At 28.0% G+C, this 14189-nt stretch carries 13 protein-coding genes, 2 tRNA genes, 1 rRNA gene and 1 other RNA gene; 5 read left to right on the forward strand and 12 right to left on the reverse strand.

Features of this window, described 5'->3' with window-relative positions:
• From CLTEP_RS11945 to CLTEP_RS11955, 3 genes are all read right to left on the reverse strand, one after another.
• Positions 1–95: ribosomal RNA gene (locus tag CLTEP_RS11945) — 16S ribosomal RNA — on the reverse strand; the annotation flags it as partial.
• A gap of 384 nt (positions 96–479) precedes the next feature.
• Complete coding sequence (locus CLTEP_RS11950) at positions 480–734, reverse strand: pro-sigmaK processing inhibitor BofA family protein (protein WP_066827015.1); 255 nt, start codon at positions 732–734, stop codon at positions 480–482.
• A 33-nt stretch (positions 735–767) separates the two neighbouring features.
• Entirely contained in the window at positions 768–1037 is a 270-nt protein-coding gene (locus CLTEP_RS11955) for a DUF2508 family protein (protein ID WP_066827017.1), read from the reverse strand.
• 407 nt (positions 1038–1444) lie between these two features.
• Between CLTEP_RS11955 and CLTEP_RS11960 the strand changes: the two genes are divergently transcribed.
• Genes CLTEP_RS11960 through CLTEP_RS11980 form a run of 5 tightly spaced genes read left to right on the forward strand, consistent with a single transcriptional unit; the run spans position 1445 to position 4884 of the window.
• Complete coding sequence (locus tag CLTEP_RS11960; RefSeq protein WP_066827018.1) at positions 1445–2257, forward strand: hypothetical protein; 813 nt, start codon at positions 1445–1447, stop codon at positions 2255–2257.
• The gene (locus CLTEP_RS11965; RefSeq protein WP_066827019.1) at positions 2258–2851 is read left to right on the forward strand and encodes a hypothetical protein; all 594 of its coding nucleotides are present in this window, start codon (positions 2258–2260) and stop codon (positions 2849–2851) included.
• A complete protein-coding gene (locus CLTEP_RS11970; protein WP_066827020.1) occupies positions 2841–3566 on the forward strand; it encodes a hypothetical protein in 726 nt (241 codons plus the stop codon). The genes CLTEP_RS11965 and CLTEP_RS11970 overlap by 11 nt, the downstream gene beginning before the upstream one ends.
• Positions 3566–4207, forward strand: a complete 642-nt coding sequence (locus CLTEP_RS11975) for an ABC transporter ATP-binding protein (RefSeq protein ID WP_066827021.1) — start codon at positions 3566–3568, stop codon at positions 4205–4207. Before CLTEP_RS11970 ends, CLTEP_RS11975 begins: the two co-directional genes overlap by 1 nt.
• Positions 4208–4209: 2 nt before the next feature.
• Positions 4210–4884, forward strand: a complete 675-nt coding sequence (locus tag CLTEP_RS11980; protein WP_066827023.1) for a hypothetical protein — start codon at positions 4210–4212, stop codon at positions 4882–4884.
• Between the two features lie 85 nt (positions 4885–4969).
• Here the strand turns inward: CLTEP_RS11980 and recR are convergent, their stop codons facing one another.
• The 9 genes from recR to CLTEP_RS12025 form a co-directional block, all read right to left on the reverse strand.
• Complete coding sequence (recR, locus tag CLTEP_RS11985; protein ID WP_066827025.1) at positions 4970–5566, reverse strand: recombination mediator RecR; 597 nt, start codon at positions 5564–5566, stop codon at positions 4970–4972.
• A gap of 63 nt (positions 5567–5629) precedes the next feature.
• Entirely contained in the window at positions 5630–5971 is a 342-nt protein-coding gene (locus CLTEP_RS11990; RefSeq protein ID WP_066827027.1) for a YbaB/EbfC family nucleoid-associated protein, read from the reverse strand.
• A gap of 194 nt (positions 5972–6165) precedes the next feature.
• Positions 6166–7788 carry a DNA polymerase III subunit gamma/tau gene (dnaX, locus tag CLTEP_RS11995; protein WP_066827029.1) on the reverse strand — a complete coding sequence of 541 codons (1623 nt, stop codon included), beginning with the start codon at positions 7786–7788 and terminating at the stop codon, positions 6166–6168.
• 148 nt (positions 7789–7936) lie between these two features.
• Positions 7937–8201, reverse strand: an RNA gene (gene ffs, locus CLTEP_RS12000) — signal recognition particle sRNA large type.
• A gap of 3 nt (positions 8202–8204) precedes the next feature.
• Positions 8205–8294: transfer RNA gene (locus CLTEP_RS12005), tRNA-Ser, on the reverse strand.
• A gap of 109 nt (positions 8295–8403) precedes the next feature.
• The gene (locus tag CLTEP_RS12010; RefSeq protein WP_066827035.1) at positions 8404–9666 is read right to left on the reverse strand and encodes a hypothetical protein; all 1263 of its coding nucleotides are present in this window, start codon (positions 9664–9666) and stop codon (positions 8404–8406) included.
• Positions 9667–9928: 262 nt separating this feature from the next.
• Positions 9929–11434 (reverse strand): carboxypeptidase M32, encoded by a 1506-nt coding sequence (locus CLTEP_RS12015; RefSeq protein ID WP_066827036.1) that lies wholly within the window; start codon positions 11432–11434, stop codon positions 9929–9931.
• A gap of 372 nt (positions 11435–11806) precedes the next feature.
• Positions 11807–13501 (reverse strand): M3 family oligoendopeptidase, encoded by a 1695-nt coding sequence (locus tag CLTEP_RS12020; RefSeq protein WP_066827037.1) that lies wholly within the window; start codon positions 13499–13501, stop codon positions 11807–11809.
• A gap of 288 nt (positions 13502–13789) precedes the next feature.
• Positions 13790–13880: transfer RNA gene (locus CLTEP_RS12025), tRNA-Ser, on the reverse strand.
• Positions 13881–14189 lie beyond the last annotated feature (309 nt).

Consider the following 14189-nt stretch of genomic DNA (forward strand, 5'->3'; position numbering starts at 1 on the left):
TATTCCACTACCCGAAGGTAGCTTCATCGCTCGACTTGCATGTGTTAGGCACGCCGCCAGCGTTCGTCCTGAGCCAGGATCAAACTCTCAATTTAAAAGTTTATCTTGCTCAAGCCATTACTGACTTCATTCTCTAAAGAATTACGAGTTTTTCTTACTTCCTCTGTTTACTTTTCAAAGACCATTTCTTCTCCGCCGCTTCAAGCGACTTCTGTATTATAGCAAATTACTTTTGCTCTTGTCAACAGCTTTTTGAAAGTTTTTTTAACTCTCATTTGACTGTTTACTTATCGCCGCTTTATGAACTTCTTTATCCACCGCAACGACAAGTGATATCTTATCATAATTATTGAACATAATATTATCTATAAAGTTAATTAATAAGATTTATATTAACCATACAAGCGATATCTTGCTTTTTTTCTATAATTCATATACCGATATACCCGGATAAGTATTCCTTATCAAAATTCTCTGTTTTACAAAATCATTTTAAAAATAATCAAAAATATAATTCCTGGAACACCAAAAAAACCAGCAATCAATGCCGTAGCTGCATTAATCGCTATATGTATTCCTATATATTTTCCAAATAAATTAACCAACATTAATAGTATAACCCCTAATAATCCATTTATAATTAATTTTCCAAGTATTTTTATAGGCCATGAAAATATCTTAACCAATATATACATAACGATAATTGTAATTAAAAAATATCCTATAAGCCTCATACCCTCACTCCCTTTTTATATTAAATTTTATATTTACGATGAAAACCTATTCAAACAATATTTATAATCAATTTCTATATCTTTCTCTTTTGCTTTTGATAAATAATGCATGAATTTAGCCTTAGCTGTTTCTTCCTTATATATGGCATAATCTATGAGTTCAGGTTCATTAACTTGTTCAAAATATTCACTTGCAATTTTCCATTCTAATTTTGCTCTTTCTAATTCATCTAATATTTCTCTTTGTTCATTAGTATATTTAACATTTTCAAACAATATGTTTAAAATTCTATTCTTATTCATAAAATTCCTCCTATATAATATCAATAATCTTTATCTGAAATTATTGACATTATTTGGAGGTTATATACTATACGCTTCAGTAAAAATTTACGGATCGTGTTTTTCATACATAAATACATTTATTCTCTATTCCTTCCAAACAATGCCTACCTTAAAATATTTATAGTGACTTATATAGATAAATTTGTTATTATTTATATAAATAAACAATAAAGTTGTATTGTTCTATAGGAGATGTATATGTGTAGCACTGTGCAAAAAAGAATATTTGTAAATTTTCGCAGAAAAATTATTATAATAAAATACAAGGAGAGTAGAAAGTATATACTGAAATATAAAAAGTTGATTTTAGACAAGCTAAAAAGAGGATGGCAGCTACCGTTCTCTTTTAAGAAAGGAATGAATTTATGAATTTATTAATGGCAATTAAAAGACAAGTAACTAGAAGCAAAGCTATATTCATTTTTCTATGTATATTATTAATGGCATTATTTACTTATTATTCAGAGATAAAATGGAATTATGGAGCACCAACTTATTTCATTCGTTCAGCTTATGAAAATACATTTATACAATCATTAGATTCACGCTATATAGTTATAATTTTATCAATCGTAGGTCCTATTTTTATATCATTTGCTTTTTCGGATATTTATATTGAAGATTTAAATAGCCAAAGTATTTCTATGTTATTTACAAGAGATAATAAAAGAAAATATCATCGTAACAACATTCTAGCTATATTCATATTGTCATTTTTAATTTTATTTATTCCATTAATGATTAATTTTATTTTATGCTTAATTACATACCCTGTTGTTGGTTTAGATAATAGTACTGCAACCCCAGCATTTATTATACATTATGATAAAAATAATATACTTGATATTATTAGAATACTTCACCCAAGTATATATATTATAATTCGTTCAGCAATACCATCGTTAATATTTGCTCTATTCGCATGTATAACATATTGTATATCCTTAGTTATAAAAGCTAATAAATATTTATGCTGTTTTTTATCATATTCGATATATATAGGTTATAATCTGATACTAAATAAACTAAACATGTCAAAATATAGCTTTTATAGTTATATCAATACAGCATCTAAAAATGGTGATATTTTCATATTAGTATGTATACTTCTCATATTAGTTATATTTATAGTAACTATGTATTTTATAGGTGTTAATAAAAAAGACGAGGTAATGTAGATGAAGTTAGATAATAAATTAAAAATGTTAGTAATTCTATTGTTAACTCTATTCTTTACAAATAAGTATTATGAAATATATAGATTATTTTGTTTTTTTATACCTTTATACATATGTTTTTTATATATTGAATTAAAACCATATTATTCCGTATATTCTATAGTTAGGTTTCAACAGCAAATTGAATGGCATAAAAAGTTAATTTCTATTATTATTGAATATACATATATTGGAGCAATCATATTATGTATTGATAAGTTAATTATTACAAATAACTACAACAACATAGTAGAAATATGTTCAATATTCTTAGTATATTTCTTATTTTTATCAATCAGTGGTATGATACTCATTTTACCTAATTTAAGTGTTATACGGTCGTCGATATTTTTTATAGTATTTTTTGTTTTTGCAAGAAGCAACATAAAAATATTTGATTTCTTACAAACTCTATATGATTCAAGAAAATGGAGTATGGGTCATGGAATAATAAAGACAATCGTTATATTTATAGTGATAAATGTACTAATTTACAGCCTTTATTTTATTTTTATAAAAATAAGAACGGAGATAATGTCTTTTTATGAAAACTAAAAAAATTATATTAATACTTATATTACCTATTGTTTTAATTATTTTGAAAAGCAATTATTTAAGTAAAGTTAATGATTTAAGTAGTTCTATTATTATTCTTTATAATTATTTTAATTATAACCATCTAATCGATATTACTAGTATTGTTATTTATTCTTTACCATTATCAATTTGGGTATTCATTGTAGCTGTTACAGCTAAAAGTTATTATGATAATTATACTTTTTTAGTAACTAGACTAGGAGGAAAAAGAATTTTTTCAATTAAACTTTTAGTTAATGTTTTTAAAAAAGCATTTATAACTCAATCAACAATGTATGTATTTACAATGTTATTGTTACTTTTCTTTTATAGCGATAATACTATAAGCGACTTAAATACAATTTTAATTTCTTTTATTATGAATTATACCTTAATTATAATATTTGTTTTAATAACTCTAATATTTATGATATTTTATTCTTTTTCAATTTCATTATCGCTAGCTTACATTAATCAAATTACTTTTTTAGTAATAGGCTTATTTTCGAAATATATGGGCAAAACTAGTCTATTATCAAAAAATCCTATAATGCTATCTATAGTATTTTCAAATACAAATACATTAAAAATAAATTTAAGTGATTATTTAACAGCGGTTATTATCAATGTGCTATTCATAATATTTTTAATAGTATTATATATGATATTATTATTTAAAAAGGAGATTTACTGATGATTACTCTACAAAATGTATCTAAAAAATTTAAAAACAACTATGTTTTAAAAAATGTAAATTTTAAGTTTGAAAAAGGGAAAATCTACGGTATTACTGGTAAAAATGGTACTGGTAAAACAGTTCTTTTGAAATGCATTTGTGGGCTTTCAAAGATTTCAGATGGCAATATAATTTATAAAAATAAAGTATTGAATAAAGATGTTTCTATATTACCTTCAATAGGCGTGATAATTGAAACGCCTCTATTTTGGAAAGATAAAACTGGATTAGAAACACTAGAATTTCTGGCATCTATACAAAAAAAGATTAATCAAGAAGAAATACTTGTATACTTAGATAAAGTTGGATTAAAAGATGTAAAAGATAAAAAAGTAAAAAATTATTCATTAGGAATGAGGCAACGTTTAGCTATAGCACAAGCTCTAATGGAAAATCCAGAGATCATCTTACTTGATGAACCAACTAATAGTTTAGACTCCGAAGGAGTTAGTATGTTTAAAGATTTAATGATTGAAGAAAAAAGTAAAAATAAAATTATTTTAATAGTTAGCCATACTATAGATGAAATTTCAGACATTTGCGATGAACATTTAAATTTAGTTGATGGAACTCTAAAAAAAATAGCTAGGAGGAATTAAAAATGGTAAAAAAAGTGTTAATGATCACATGTATTATTATTATTATTATGTCTGTTTTAATTGCCTTTAATACTAGTGCTAGTTTTATTCAATTGCCACCTCTTGATGAGTTAAAAAAAATTAATCCTCCAATTTCATATATATCTACAGAAAAAGATTATAGAAGCCTTGAATATTATTATAAATATGATATACAAAACTTAAATGATTTAATAAACTATTCTAATGTGGTACTAGAAGTTAAACCTCTAGATGATGGTGTACCTGTAGCATTATCAATATTAAGAAAAAGTAAAGTTTTGAAAGTTTTAAAAGGAAATTATGCAAAAGAACTAGTGTATATTTATGAACCAAGTTATTTTATACATACTAGAAGTTATATGTGTATACAGGGATATATATCTATGAAAAAAGATAAAACTTATATATTGTTTTTACAAAAAATAAAAATTCCTGAAAATTTAAAAAGGAGTAGTTTGAAAGATGGGTATTTTTTAACTAATGCTTCTTTTGGTAAATTCAAACTAGGAGAAAAGGCTGTTTTAAGCAACTTTAATGATAATAAAAAAATTTTCTTTAATGATGTTTACGAATTGCCTGTATTATTTAAATTTCAAAAGGATGTTGATTTATATAATAAACTATTAAATGAATTAGAAACTCAATATGATATATAATGGTACGGAAACCATTGGTGTAAAGTTTGGCTATTTGATAAGTAATTTTATGGACAACAATATCAAATAGCCTAAATTCATTCTCTTATATTTCCGTTCTTCCTTCTAATGCTTTTGAAAGAGTAACCTCATCAGCATATTCCAAATCTCCCCCTACTGGAACACCATGAGCTATTCTAGTTACCTTAACTCCGAGAGGTTTTAATATTTTTGATATATACATAGCCGTTGCTTCACCTTCAATATTGGGGTTTGTTGCAACAATGACTTCTTTTACCTCACCATTAATTCTTCTCACTAATTCTTTTAATTTAATATCTTCTGGTCCTCTGCCTGCCATAGGAGAAATAGTACCATGAAGCACATGATAAACACCATTATATTCTCTTATTTTTTCCATAATCCTAATATCTTTTGGATGCTCAACAACACAAATAATGCTCTTATCCCTATTAGGATTAGAACATATAGGACAAGGATCTGTATCTGTAAAATTTCCACATATTGAACAATATTTTATAGTTCCTCTTGCTTCAATTAAAGCATTTGCAAATCCTTCAACCTCATCACTTGGGAGGTTCAAAACGTAGAGTGTAAGTCTTTGAGCAGTTTTGTATCCGATACCTGGTAATTTAGCAAATTCTTCTATTAATTTTTCAATCGCTACTGGATAAAAGTCCATTTTCTCACCTCGTATACATAAGAATTACTCCCACTACAAGAGTGGGAGTTCAATGTACTTATATTAAAATAATCCTGGTAAATTCATTCCACCTGTTAATTTACTCATTTCATTAGCTGTTTCTTCTTCTGCCCTATTTAGTGCTTCATTACATGCAGAAAGAATTAAATCTTGAAGCATTTCAACATCATCTGGATCTACAACCTCAGGTTTTATTTTTATATCAATAATCTTCCTTTTACCACTTGCAACTGCAATTACGGTACCGCCTCCAACAGATGCCTCAAAAGTTTTGTTTTCTAATTCTTCTTGCATCTTCTCCATCTGTTTCTGCATTTTTTGTGCCTGCTTTAACAAGCTATTCATATTTCCTCCACCCATTCCTGGGAATCCACCTCTTGCCATATCAATACCTGATTAAGAAACTGGACTAAACTTAATCAGTACACTCCTTTCTTTTTTTTATTTTTTTATTGTTCCAGTTAAACAACAGTATAAATCAAATCAGTAATCATATTATCTCTTTTGATGTTTCAATCAACTATATCATATCAAAATTATATATTTTTTTCAAAATACTATTACACAAATTTACCTGTTCAATCAATTATTTCAACATTTTCTTCACCGAAAGTTTCTTTTAATAATTCTTCAGGTGATTTAACTATTTCTTGTTTTTTTTCTACAATGTATTTTATTCTTACTTTTTCATTTAATACTTCAGAAAACACCTCTTCTACTTGTTTTCTAAAAGGATCCTTTTCTAGCCTTTCTTTATTAAATGCAAATTGTTCCTCATACATGATTTCTATAATGCCATTTTTACATGAAACAATTTTCCCGGTCATCAATGAGGCATATAGAATCATAAACCTTCTAGCTTTAAATAAATCTAATATATCTTTCCATGATTTTTTTACAATATCCACTGTTAAATTTGAATTTGGATTTTCTTCGATTGGTTCTTTTAATTTTTTATTTTCTTCATATTTGCTTTTTGTTACTTTGTTGCTTTTAGTACTAGTATATGTATTATTAACACCAGTATTTACACCTGAAGAAACTAATGTTTTATTTTTTAATAATTGTTCTATTCTATTTATTCTAGCAAGCAATACTTCTTTAGATGTATCATATTCTATTTTAATCATTTTAATAACAGCAAGTTCAAGATATATTCTACTCTGTTTACTCCATTTTGATTGTTCTTCTGCCTCTTGCAGTATCCTAATATTCCTCATTATCTCTTCTGTTCTTATTTTACTCGCTTGTTCTTTAAGTATTTCTATATTCTCAGAAGACATATCTAATATTTCTTCCGGTTTATTGCTTATTTTAACCATCATTAAATTTCTCATATGATTTATTATATCTTTTATAAATAAATTAATATCTTTTCCACTGTAGACAATATCATCAATAGTCTTTATAGATTGTTCAATATTTCTATCTATTATAGCTTCAGTAAGCTTTATAAGATTTTCATTAGTTACAAGCCCAAGAATATTTATAACATTATCATATTCAACCTTACCATCGCTCATTGAAATAACCTGATCGAGAACACTTAAAGCATCTCTCATAGCACCATCACATATTCTTGATATCAGTTTTAAACTTTTATCATCGGCATATATTCCAATTTCATCAACAATTTTTCTAAGTCTTTCAAATATGAATTCTCCTTTAATCCTTTTAAAATCATATCTTTGACATCTCGATAGAATAGTAATAGGTAGCTTTTGAGGGTCGGTCGTAGCCAAAATAAATATAACATTAGTAGGTGGCTCTTCTAGCGTCTTAAGAAAAGCATTTACCGCTCCTATAGACAACATGTGAACTTCATCTATAATATAAACTTTATATTTAGCTTCTTGCGGTGGATATTGAACATCTTCAATTATATCTCTTATATTATCAACTCCATTGTGTGAAGCTGCATCTATTTCAATTACATCTATCGCTAACCCAGAATTTATTTTTTTGCACATTTCACATTCATTGCATGGTTCACCATCTATAGGATTTTGACAGTTCACCGCTTTTGCAAGAATTTTAGCAGTAGAAGTCTTACCCGTACCTCTTGTTCCACATAAAAGATATGCATGTGCGATTCTATTATTTTTAATCTGATTCTTTAAAGTTACTGTTACATGTTTCTGACCAACAACTTCATTAAATACCCTTGGTCTCCATTCTCTATATAGAGCTGTATATGCCATAAAAATCCCCTTTTCAAAACAAGTTTTAAAATACTGAACCAACTTTATTATACACTAAAATAAAAAATTTTCATAAATTTTTGTGTTCCTAAATTTAAAAAAGCTCGGCTAATCAACTTAGCCGAGCTAATCTCAAAAAATATTGAAACCGTACACCCTCCCTTGACAATGATCCATATGCGTTACCCACACAGTTAACTCAAACCAGGTTAATCCACGGCACACAGAGGTGTTTGCTTATCGCTGCTTCCTTCCGGACCTGACGAGGTTCACAAATCTCTGTTGCGTGGGACCCAGTTCTCAACGCCACTTATGTAGGTCAGACCATACAAATCAGAGCCTCAAGAGGGACTTCATTCCTGCTATAGCGGATTGCAGGTTACAGGGCACCGCTAACTCCCCAACTAGTACGGAACTGGCGGAGAGAGAGGGATTTGAACCCTCGGTAGAGTTTCCCCTACACACGCGTTCCAGGCGTGCTCCTTAAGCCGCTCAGACATCTCTCCAAAAATAATCAATCCATGTTCTTTTAAAGACACAGATATTATTATACTATCAATGATACATAAATTCAAGAGCTTTTAGTGTAAATATTTTTTACAAAGTTTTCTTTTTTTACTTTATTATATTATTAACACTTGTTTTAAACCAATCATTAATTGTTTTTACTTTAGTATGAAAATCATTTTCCCAATTAGAATATACCTCTAAAATATCATTACCCTCTTTTTTTATAACATAATCCCAATTAGGACTGTTTTTACTTTCCCACTCACTCATTTGTTTAAACTTATTATCATATTTTTCGTGTATTTTATTTTTTTCGTTCTCAATGCTCTTATCCCTCATACTCTGTAATTCCTTAATTTTGTCATCATACTGAGCTTTTAATTTCTCTATTTGACCTTTTTTACTTTGAATACTCTTTTCTATATTAGCTTTGCTCTCTTCATATTTTGATTTTGCTTCCTTCTCCTGATCTGATTTATGCTGCTTTACTTTAAGCATATCATCTATCTTTTTCTGATTAGCAGAAAAAATTTGTTCATTCTTATTTTGCTGTGCATTAAATTCTTGCTCAATTTTATCTTTAAGAGCCTTATTTTCTGCCTCCATTTTATCATTTTCTGCCTTTTCAACCTCACTTGCTATGGCCTCAACATCACATTCATACTGGTATTTTAAATCATCTATTTCATTTTTATATTCCTCTTCTTCTAGATTCTCTCGTTTGAGCCTTTTTACTTCGTTTGCTATATCCATAATATCATCTATACTTATACCATACTTCTTTTTTATGTTATCCAAGCTCATATCATAGTTCTTCTTTATTTTTTCTAATTCTGCATCATAATTTAATTTTATTTTAGCCAATTCAGCATTATAATCATCATTTATTTTATCCATCAAATTTTGGCTATCTAAATCAACCTTATTCTTTTCATTCTCATACTCATTGTTTATCTTATTTATATCAACTTTATAGCTATTTTCCGCATTTGCCAACTCTATTTTTTTCAATTCTCCCAACTTACTTTGAATAGCATCAATTCCTATATCATACTTGCATTGCTTATCAAAATCTTCTCTGTCCTTATTTACTTTCTTTAATGCGCTGTCTTCCAATTCTTTCCTTTTGGTATTTATACTCTCTAATAAAGCCTTTTTTTCTTCTTCTATATTCTTTGAATCATTCGAATTATCACTACTAACATTATTTTTATCCTCTTTAGATTCCGTAACTTTTCCTGCTGTGGACTTTTCTGTTATAGCTTCATCATTTTTGTTGTTATCTTTATCCTTACTACTACATGCTGCAAAAGACAATAAAACAATAAGAACTAAAACAATGCTCAAATATTTTTTTGTTTTCCCCATAATATCTCTCCCTTGTATACGTATATATAATTTTAGATTATAATCAAATTCATTTTAACAATAACGTACAAAAACATCCACATTCATTTATCGTATAGTTTTAATAATTCTTCATATGTGAATTACTCCATAAGGCATTTAAAAGAAAATAAGAATTTAAAGATGCAACGTATATTTTGTACCATACTGTCTAGTTATTTCTTTAAAAATGCCTAATTCTTCAAAAAGAGACCATCCTTTATAAGATAGTCTCTTTTTAAGTTTATAAATTATAAATTTTTGAATACTTATTATTTAAATATTCTATAAAATACTTAGCTGTAAGCTCTTCTCCTGTAACTTTCTTTATTAATTCTGAAGGAGTATATACTGCACCGTATTTGTGAATATTTTCCTTCAACCACTCATGAATCACTTCAAAATTTCCTTTTTCAATCTGCTTAAAAATATCTGGAATATCTTGTTTCATTTTGTTAAAGAACTGTGCTCCGTATATATTTCCTAGAGCATAGCTTGGAAAATATCCTATCATTCCTCCTGCCCAGTGATTATCTTGAAGCACTCCTTCTTTATCATTTGAAGGCTCAATACCTAAGTATTCTTTATACTTAGCATTCCAAACTTCTGGTAAATTTTCGACTTCAATATCTCCATTTATTAAACCTTTTTCTATTTCGTATCTTATTATTACATGTAAACTATATGTCAACTCATCAGCATCCACTCTTATAAGAGATGGTTCAACAACATTCATTCCTCTATAAAAGTCTTCAAGACTTACATCTTTGAATTCTTGGAATATTTTTTTAACTTCAGTATAAAAATATGTCCAAAATTCTTTACTTCTTCCTAGTATATTCTCATAAAATCTTGACTGGGATTCATGAACTCCCATTGATGCTCCATCTCCAAGTCCTGTACCATAAAGTTCTTCTGAAATATCTTGATCATATATAGCATGACCCCCTTCATGGATAGAACTGAACAAGGCTGGTCTTAAATCTTTATCACAATAATTAGTAGTTATTCTTACATCTTTTCTATTAAATCCTATAGTAAATGGATGAATAGATTCATCAAGTCTTCCAGCTTCAAAATCATATCCCATTTTTTCTAGAATTAATTTACTCAATTGCTCTTGCTTTTCTTTTGAAAAATTATTCTTAAAAATACTTTCATCAATCTTAACATTGCTATTTTTAATCTTATCCAAAAGTTTTACCAAAGCTTCTCTTAATTCACTAAATATATTATCTAACTTGTCAACAGTTATTCCCTCTTCAAACTTATCTAGTAAAGTATTGTATTTATTACCTTTATATCCCCAATATTCTACAAATTCTTTGTTGAATGCTACTATTTTTTCTAAATAAGGTTGAAATAAACTGAAATCCGATTTAGCATAAGCATCCTCCCAAGCAGCTTCAGCTTGAGTTGTCAAAATAGTGTACTCTTTAAATTTTTCCTCAGGTATTTTTTTTGAAAGTTCATAATTCTTTTTTAAACTCTTAATCATAGATTTATGAACCTCATCCAAATCATCTATTTTTGAAAAATACTCCAAATATTCCTTCATAGTATCTGAAGTTTCTAGCTTATATATTTCAGCTGTAAGATGTCCTAATACTTTTCCTCTATATTCCACACCTTTTTTAGGCATATTAACACTCATATCCCAGTAAAGCAGTGAAGCTGCACTATTTAAATACTCTATTTTGTTAATATATTCTTTAAACTCTTTCATTTTATTTTGTGCTTCATTATTCATAATAATTATCCGTTGCCAAAACCTTATAAAACTCTATAAAGCTTGTTTAATTCCCTGTTCAACCTATCCCATTTTACCGAAGCTACTTTGGTTTGATATAACAGTCCGAGGGCTTAAATTCGGATACAACGAATCCTACATATACAAGTTTACTTTTAAGTGTAACTACTTGTATTCACTAACATTTGCTTGGTTTTCGCTAACTACCACCCTCATGGTTCTACCCAATGGTTATATCACTTTCGCAATATACGAGATTCACAATAGCTAACTCTATTATATCACAAATTCAGCACTTGTATCCTTAACAATTTTTAGATAGTTTTATAGACTTTTATAATAATTCTGCAACAGTTTACCCCCCTTTTTAGCTTAAAACTTTGTATCATCAACAGAATTTAACCAATTCTCTATATTTCCTATAACTGAACTTAAACAGCCATCTTCAAACGGTGAAATTAAATTTGCAACCTTTAATAATTCAAGAAATGATTTACTTCCGCCAGCACTACATAAATTCAAATAATCTTTCCAAGCATTTTCTCTATCTTTCTGAGACTTATTCCAAAATTGGAATGCACATACTTGAGCTAATGTGTAATCAATATAATAGAAAGGTACATTGAAAATATGTGATTGCTGGAACCAAAATCCACCTCTTTCTAAGAAATCATTTTCTTCATAATCTCTGTGTGGTAGATATTTTCTCTCAATTTCTCTCCATGCTCTCTTTCTTTCATCAGGAGATACATCTGGATTTTCATATACAAAATGTTGAAACTCATCAACTGCCACTCCATAAGGAATAAATAATAATGATTCACTTAAATGATTGAATTTAAATTTATCTGTATCTTCCTCAAAGAATAAATTCATCCAAGGCCAAGTCAAAAATTCCATACTCATAGAATGTATTTCGCATGCTTCTAAAGTTGGCCAACAATATTCTGGTAATTCATAATTTCTGCTTGTATACACCTGAAAAGCATGTCCACCCTCATGAGTTAACACCTCAACATCCCCAGCAGTACCGTTGAAATTAGAAAATATAAATGGTGCTTTGTATTTAGGCATAAAAGTACAGTATCCTCCACCTGCTTTACCTTTTTTACTTACCAAATCCATCAATTCATTTTCAGTCATAAAATTAAAGAATTCCTTTGTTTCAGGAGATAGTTCATTATACATTTCAATTGCATTGTTAAGTATCCAATCAGGATCACCATGAGGCTTTGCATTTCCAGTTTTAAAACTGAATCTTTCATCATAGTATTTTAATTTATCTAGTCCAAGACGTTTTGCCTGTCTTTCTCTCAATTTAATTGCCACTGGAACTATATACTTTTCTATTTGTTTTCTGTAATTTGCAACCATTTCAGCATTATAATCTGATCTATTCAAACGTGCATATCCTAATTCAATAAAGTTTTTATATCCAAGCTTTTTTGCAATTTTTGTTCTTACTTTAACCAATTTATCATAAATTTCATCTATATCTTTTTCATGTTCCTTTAAGAAATCTGTTTTAGCTTCCCACGCTCTTTTTCTCATATTTCTATCAGTAGATTGTTGAAAAGGAGTCAACTGAGATAAATTTCTCTCTTCACCTTCAAACATTATTTTTGCAGAAGCTATCAACTTTGTATATTCAGATGAAAGCTTATTTTCTTTCTGTAAATCCTCAATTATTTCAGGTGAAAAAGTTTTTATAGTCATCTCTGCAATATTAAATATCTGTTTTCCCCATTTTTCTTCAAGTTCATTTCTAAACTTTGAATTAACCAAAATATTATAATACTTAGAAATCGATCCTTCATATATTGGTACATTTTCATCAAAATAATTCTGTTCTTCTTCATAAAATTTATCTGTCGTATCAACTGTATGTCTTATACTAGCTATTGTACCCATTGTTTCAATTTCATTTCTCAATTCATTAATTTCTTTCATCAATGAATCTTGTTTTTCAAAACTTTCAGCCTTCTCAAATTTTTCAAACAATTCACTAAATGTCTTTTCATACTCTTTAATATTTGGTCTTTCATATTTCATGTCTTTAAATTTCATACCCACTCTCCCCCTCTTTTATACAATTAATATTACATCACTACCTTATATTCTATCACAAAATTTTGAGTATAATATATAAAATTTTAATAATAATTAAAATTTTTGTTCATATGCCATAACTTGTACTTAGTCATTTTCACAAAATATACGTCGCATATTTGACTTGTTATTTTATTTCAAATACATTGGTCTTTTTAATGACAATCTAATATTAAGCTTTTTGCTTTAGCAAAACATGTTCACTGCACCTAAAAAAACTTCAGCAAAACTGCTGAAGTTTTCTACTGGCGGAGAAAGCGGGATTCGAACCCGCGGCACATCAATGACGTGCACTTGATTTCGAGTCAAGCTCCTTCGACCTCTCGGACATTTCTCCAAAATTATTATATATCCAACACAATAAGTATTATATCACGTAAATCATATTCATTTCAAGTATGCAAATTCCACTTCAGCTCTAAAGAGCAAAATCTAGTTTGATCTATCTATCAAGCAAAAATTAAATGCCAAATTTTACACTTAATTACATATGATTTTTCAAAAAAAGACTAAGCATATTTTTTTTAATAATTGTTAAAAATTTTTATAATAATCTTTACTTTTTATCACCTCCATAGTACAATTTATATATCATAAATAACGTATTTGTGTACGTTTATTTAAGTAGTTAATATCTTCAATAGTT

It is taken from the genome of Clostridium tepidiprofundi DSM 19306 (assembly GCF_001594005.1).
Classification (GTDB): domain Bacteria; phylum Bacillota; class Clostridia; order Clostridiales; family Clostridiaceae; genus Clostridium_AC; species Clostridium_AC tepidiprofundi.

Excerpts from the sequence above, each read along its gene's own strand:
- CLTEP_RS11975 (WP_066827021.1), top strand. The coding sequence starts at position 3,566 with ATGATTACTCTACAAAATGTATCTAAAAAATTTAAAAACAACTATGTT.
- CLTEP_RS12020 (WP_066827037.1), bottom strand. The coding sequence starts at position 13,501 with ATGAAATTTAAAGACATGAAATATGAAAGACCAAATATTAAAGAGTAT.
- CLTEP_RS11990 (WP_066827027.1), bottom strand. The coding sequence starts at position 5,971 with ATGGCAAGAGGTGGATTCCCAGGAATGGGTGGAGGAAATATGAATAGC.
- CLTEP_RS11965 (WP_066827019.1), top strand. The coding sequence starts at position 2,258 with ATGAAGTTAGATAATAAATTAAAAATGTTAGTAATTCTATTGTTAACT.
- CLTEP_RS11980 (WP_066827023.1), top strand. The coding sequence starts at position 4,210 with ATGGTAAAAAAAGTGTTAATGATCACATGTATTATTATTATTATTATG.
- CLTEP_RS11950 (WP_066827015.1), bottom strand. The coding sequence starts at position 734 with ATGAGGCTTATAGGATATTTTTTAATTACAATTATCGTTATGTATATA.
- CLTEP_RS12010 (WP_066827035.1), bottom strand. The coding sequence starts at position 9,666 with ATGGGGAAAACAAAAAAATATTTGAGCATTGTTTTAGTTCTTATTGTT.
- CLTEP_RS12015 (WP_066827036.1), bottom strand. The coding sequence starts at position 11,434 with ATGAATAATGAAGCACAAAATAAAATGAAAGAGTTTAAAGAATATATT.
- CLTEP_RS11960 (WP_066827018.1), top strand. The coding sequence starts at position 1,445 with ATGAATTTATTAATGGCAATTAAAAGACAAGTAACTAGAAGCAAAGCT.
- CLTEP_RS11970 (WP_066827020.1), top strand. The coding sequence starts at position 2,841 with ATGAAAACTAAAAAAATTATATTAATACTTATATTACCTATTGTTTTA.
- dnaX (WP_066827029.1), bottom strand. The coding sequence starts at position 7,788 with ATGGCATATACAGCTCTATATAGAGAATGGAGACCAAGGGTATTTAAT.
- recR (WP_066827025.1), bottom strand. The coding sequence starts at position 5,566 with ATGGACTTTTATCCAGTAGCGATTGAAAAATTAATAGAAGAATTTGCT.
- CLTEP_RS11955 (WP_066827017.1), bottom strand. The coding sequence starts at position 1,037 with ATGAATAAGAATAGAATTTTAAACATATTGTTTGAAAATGTTAAATAT.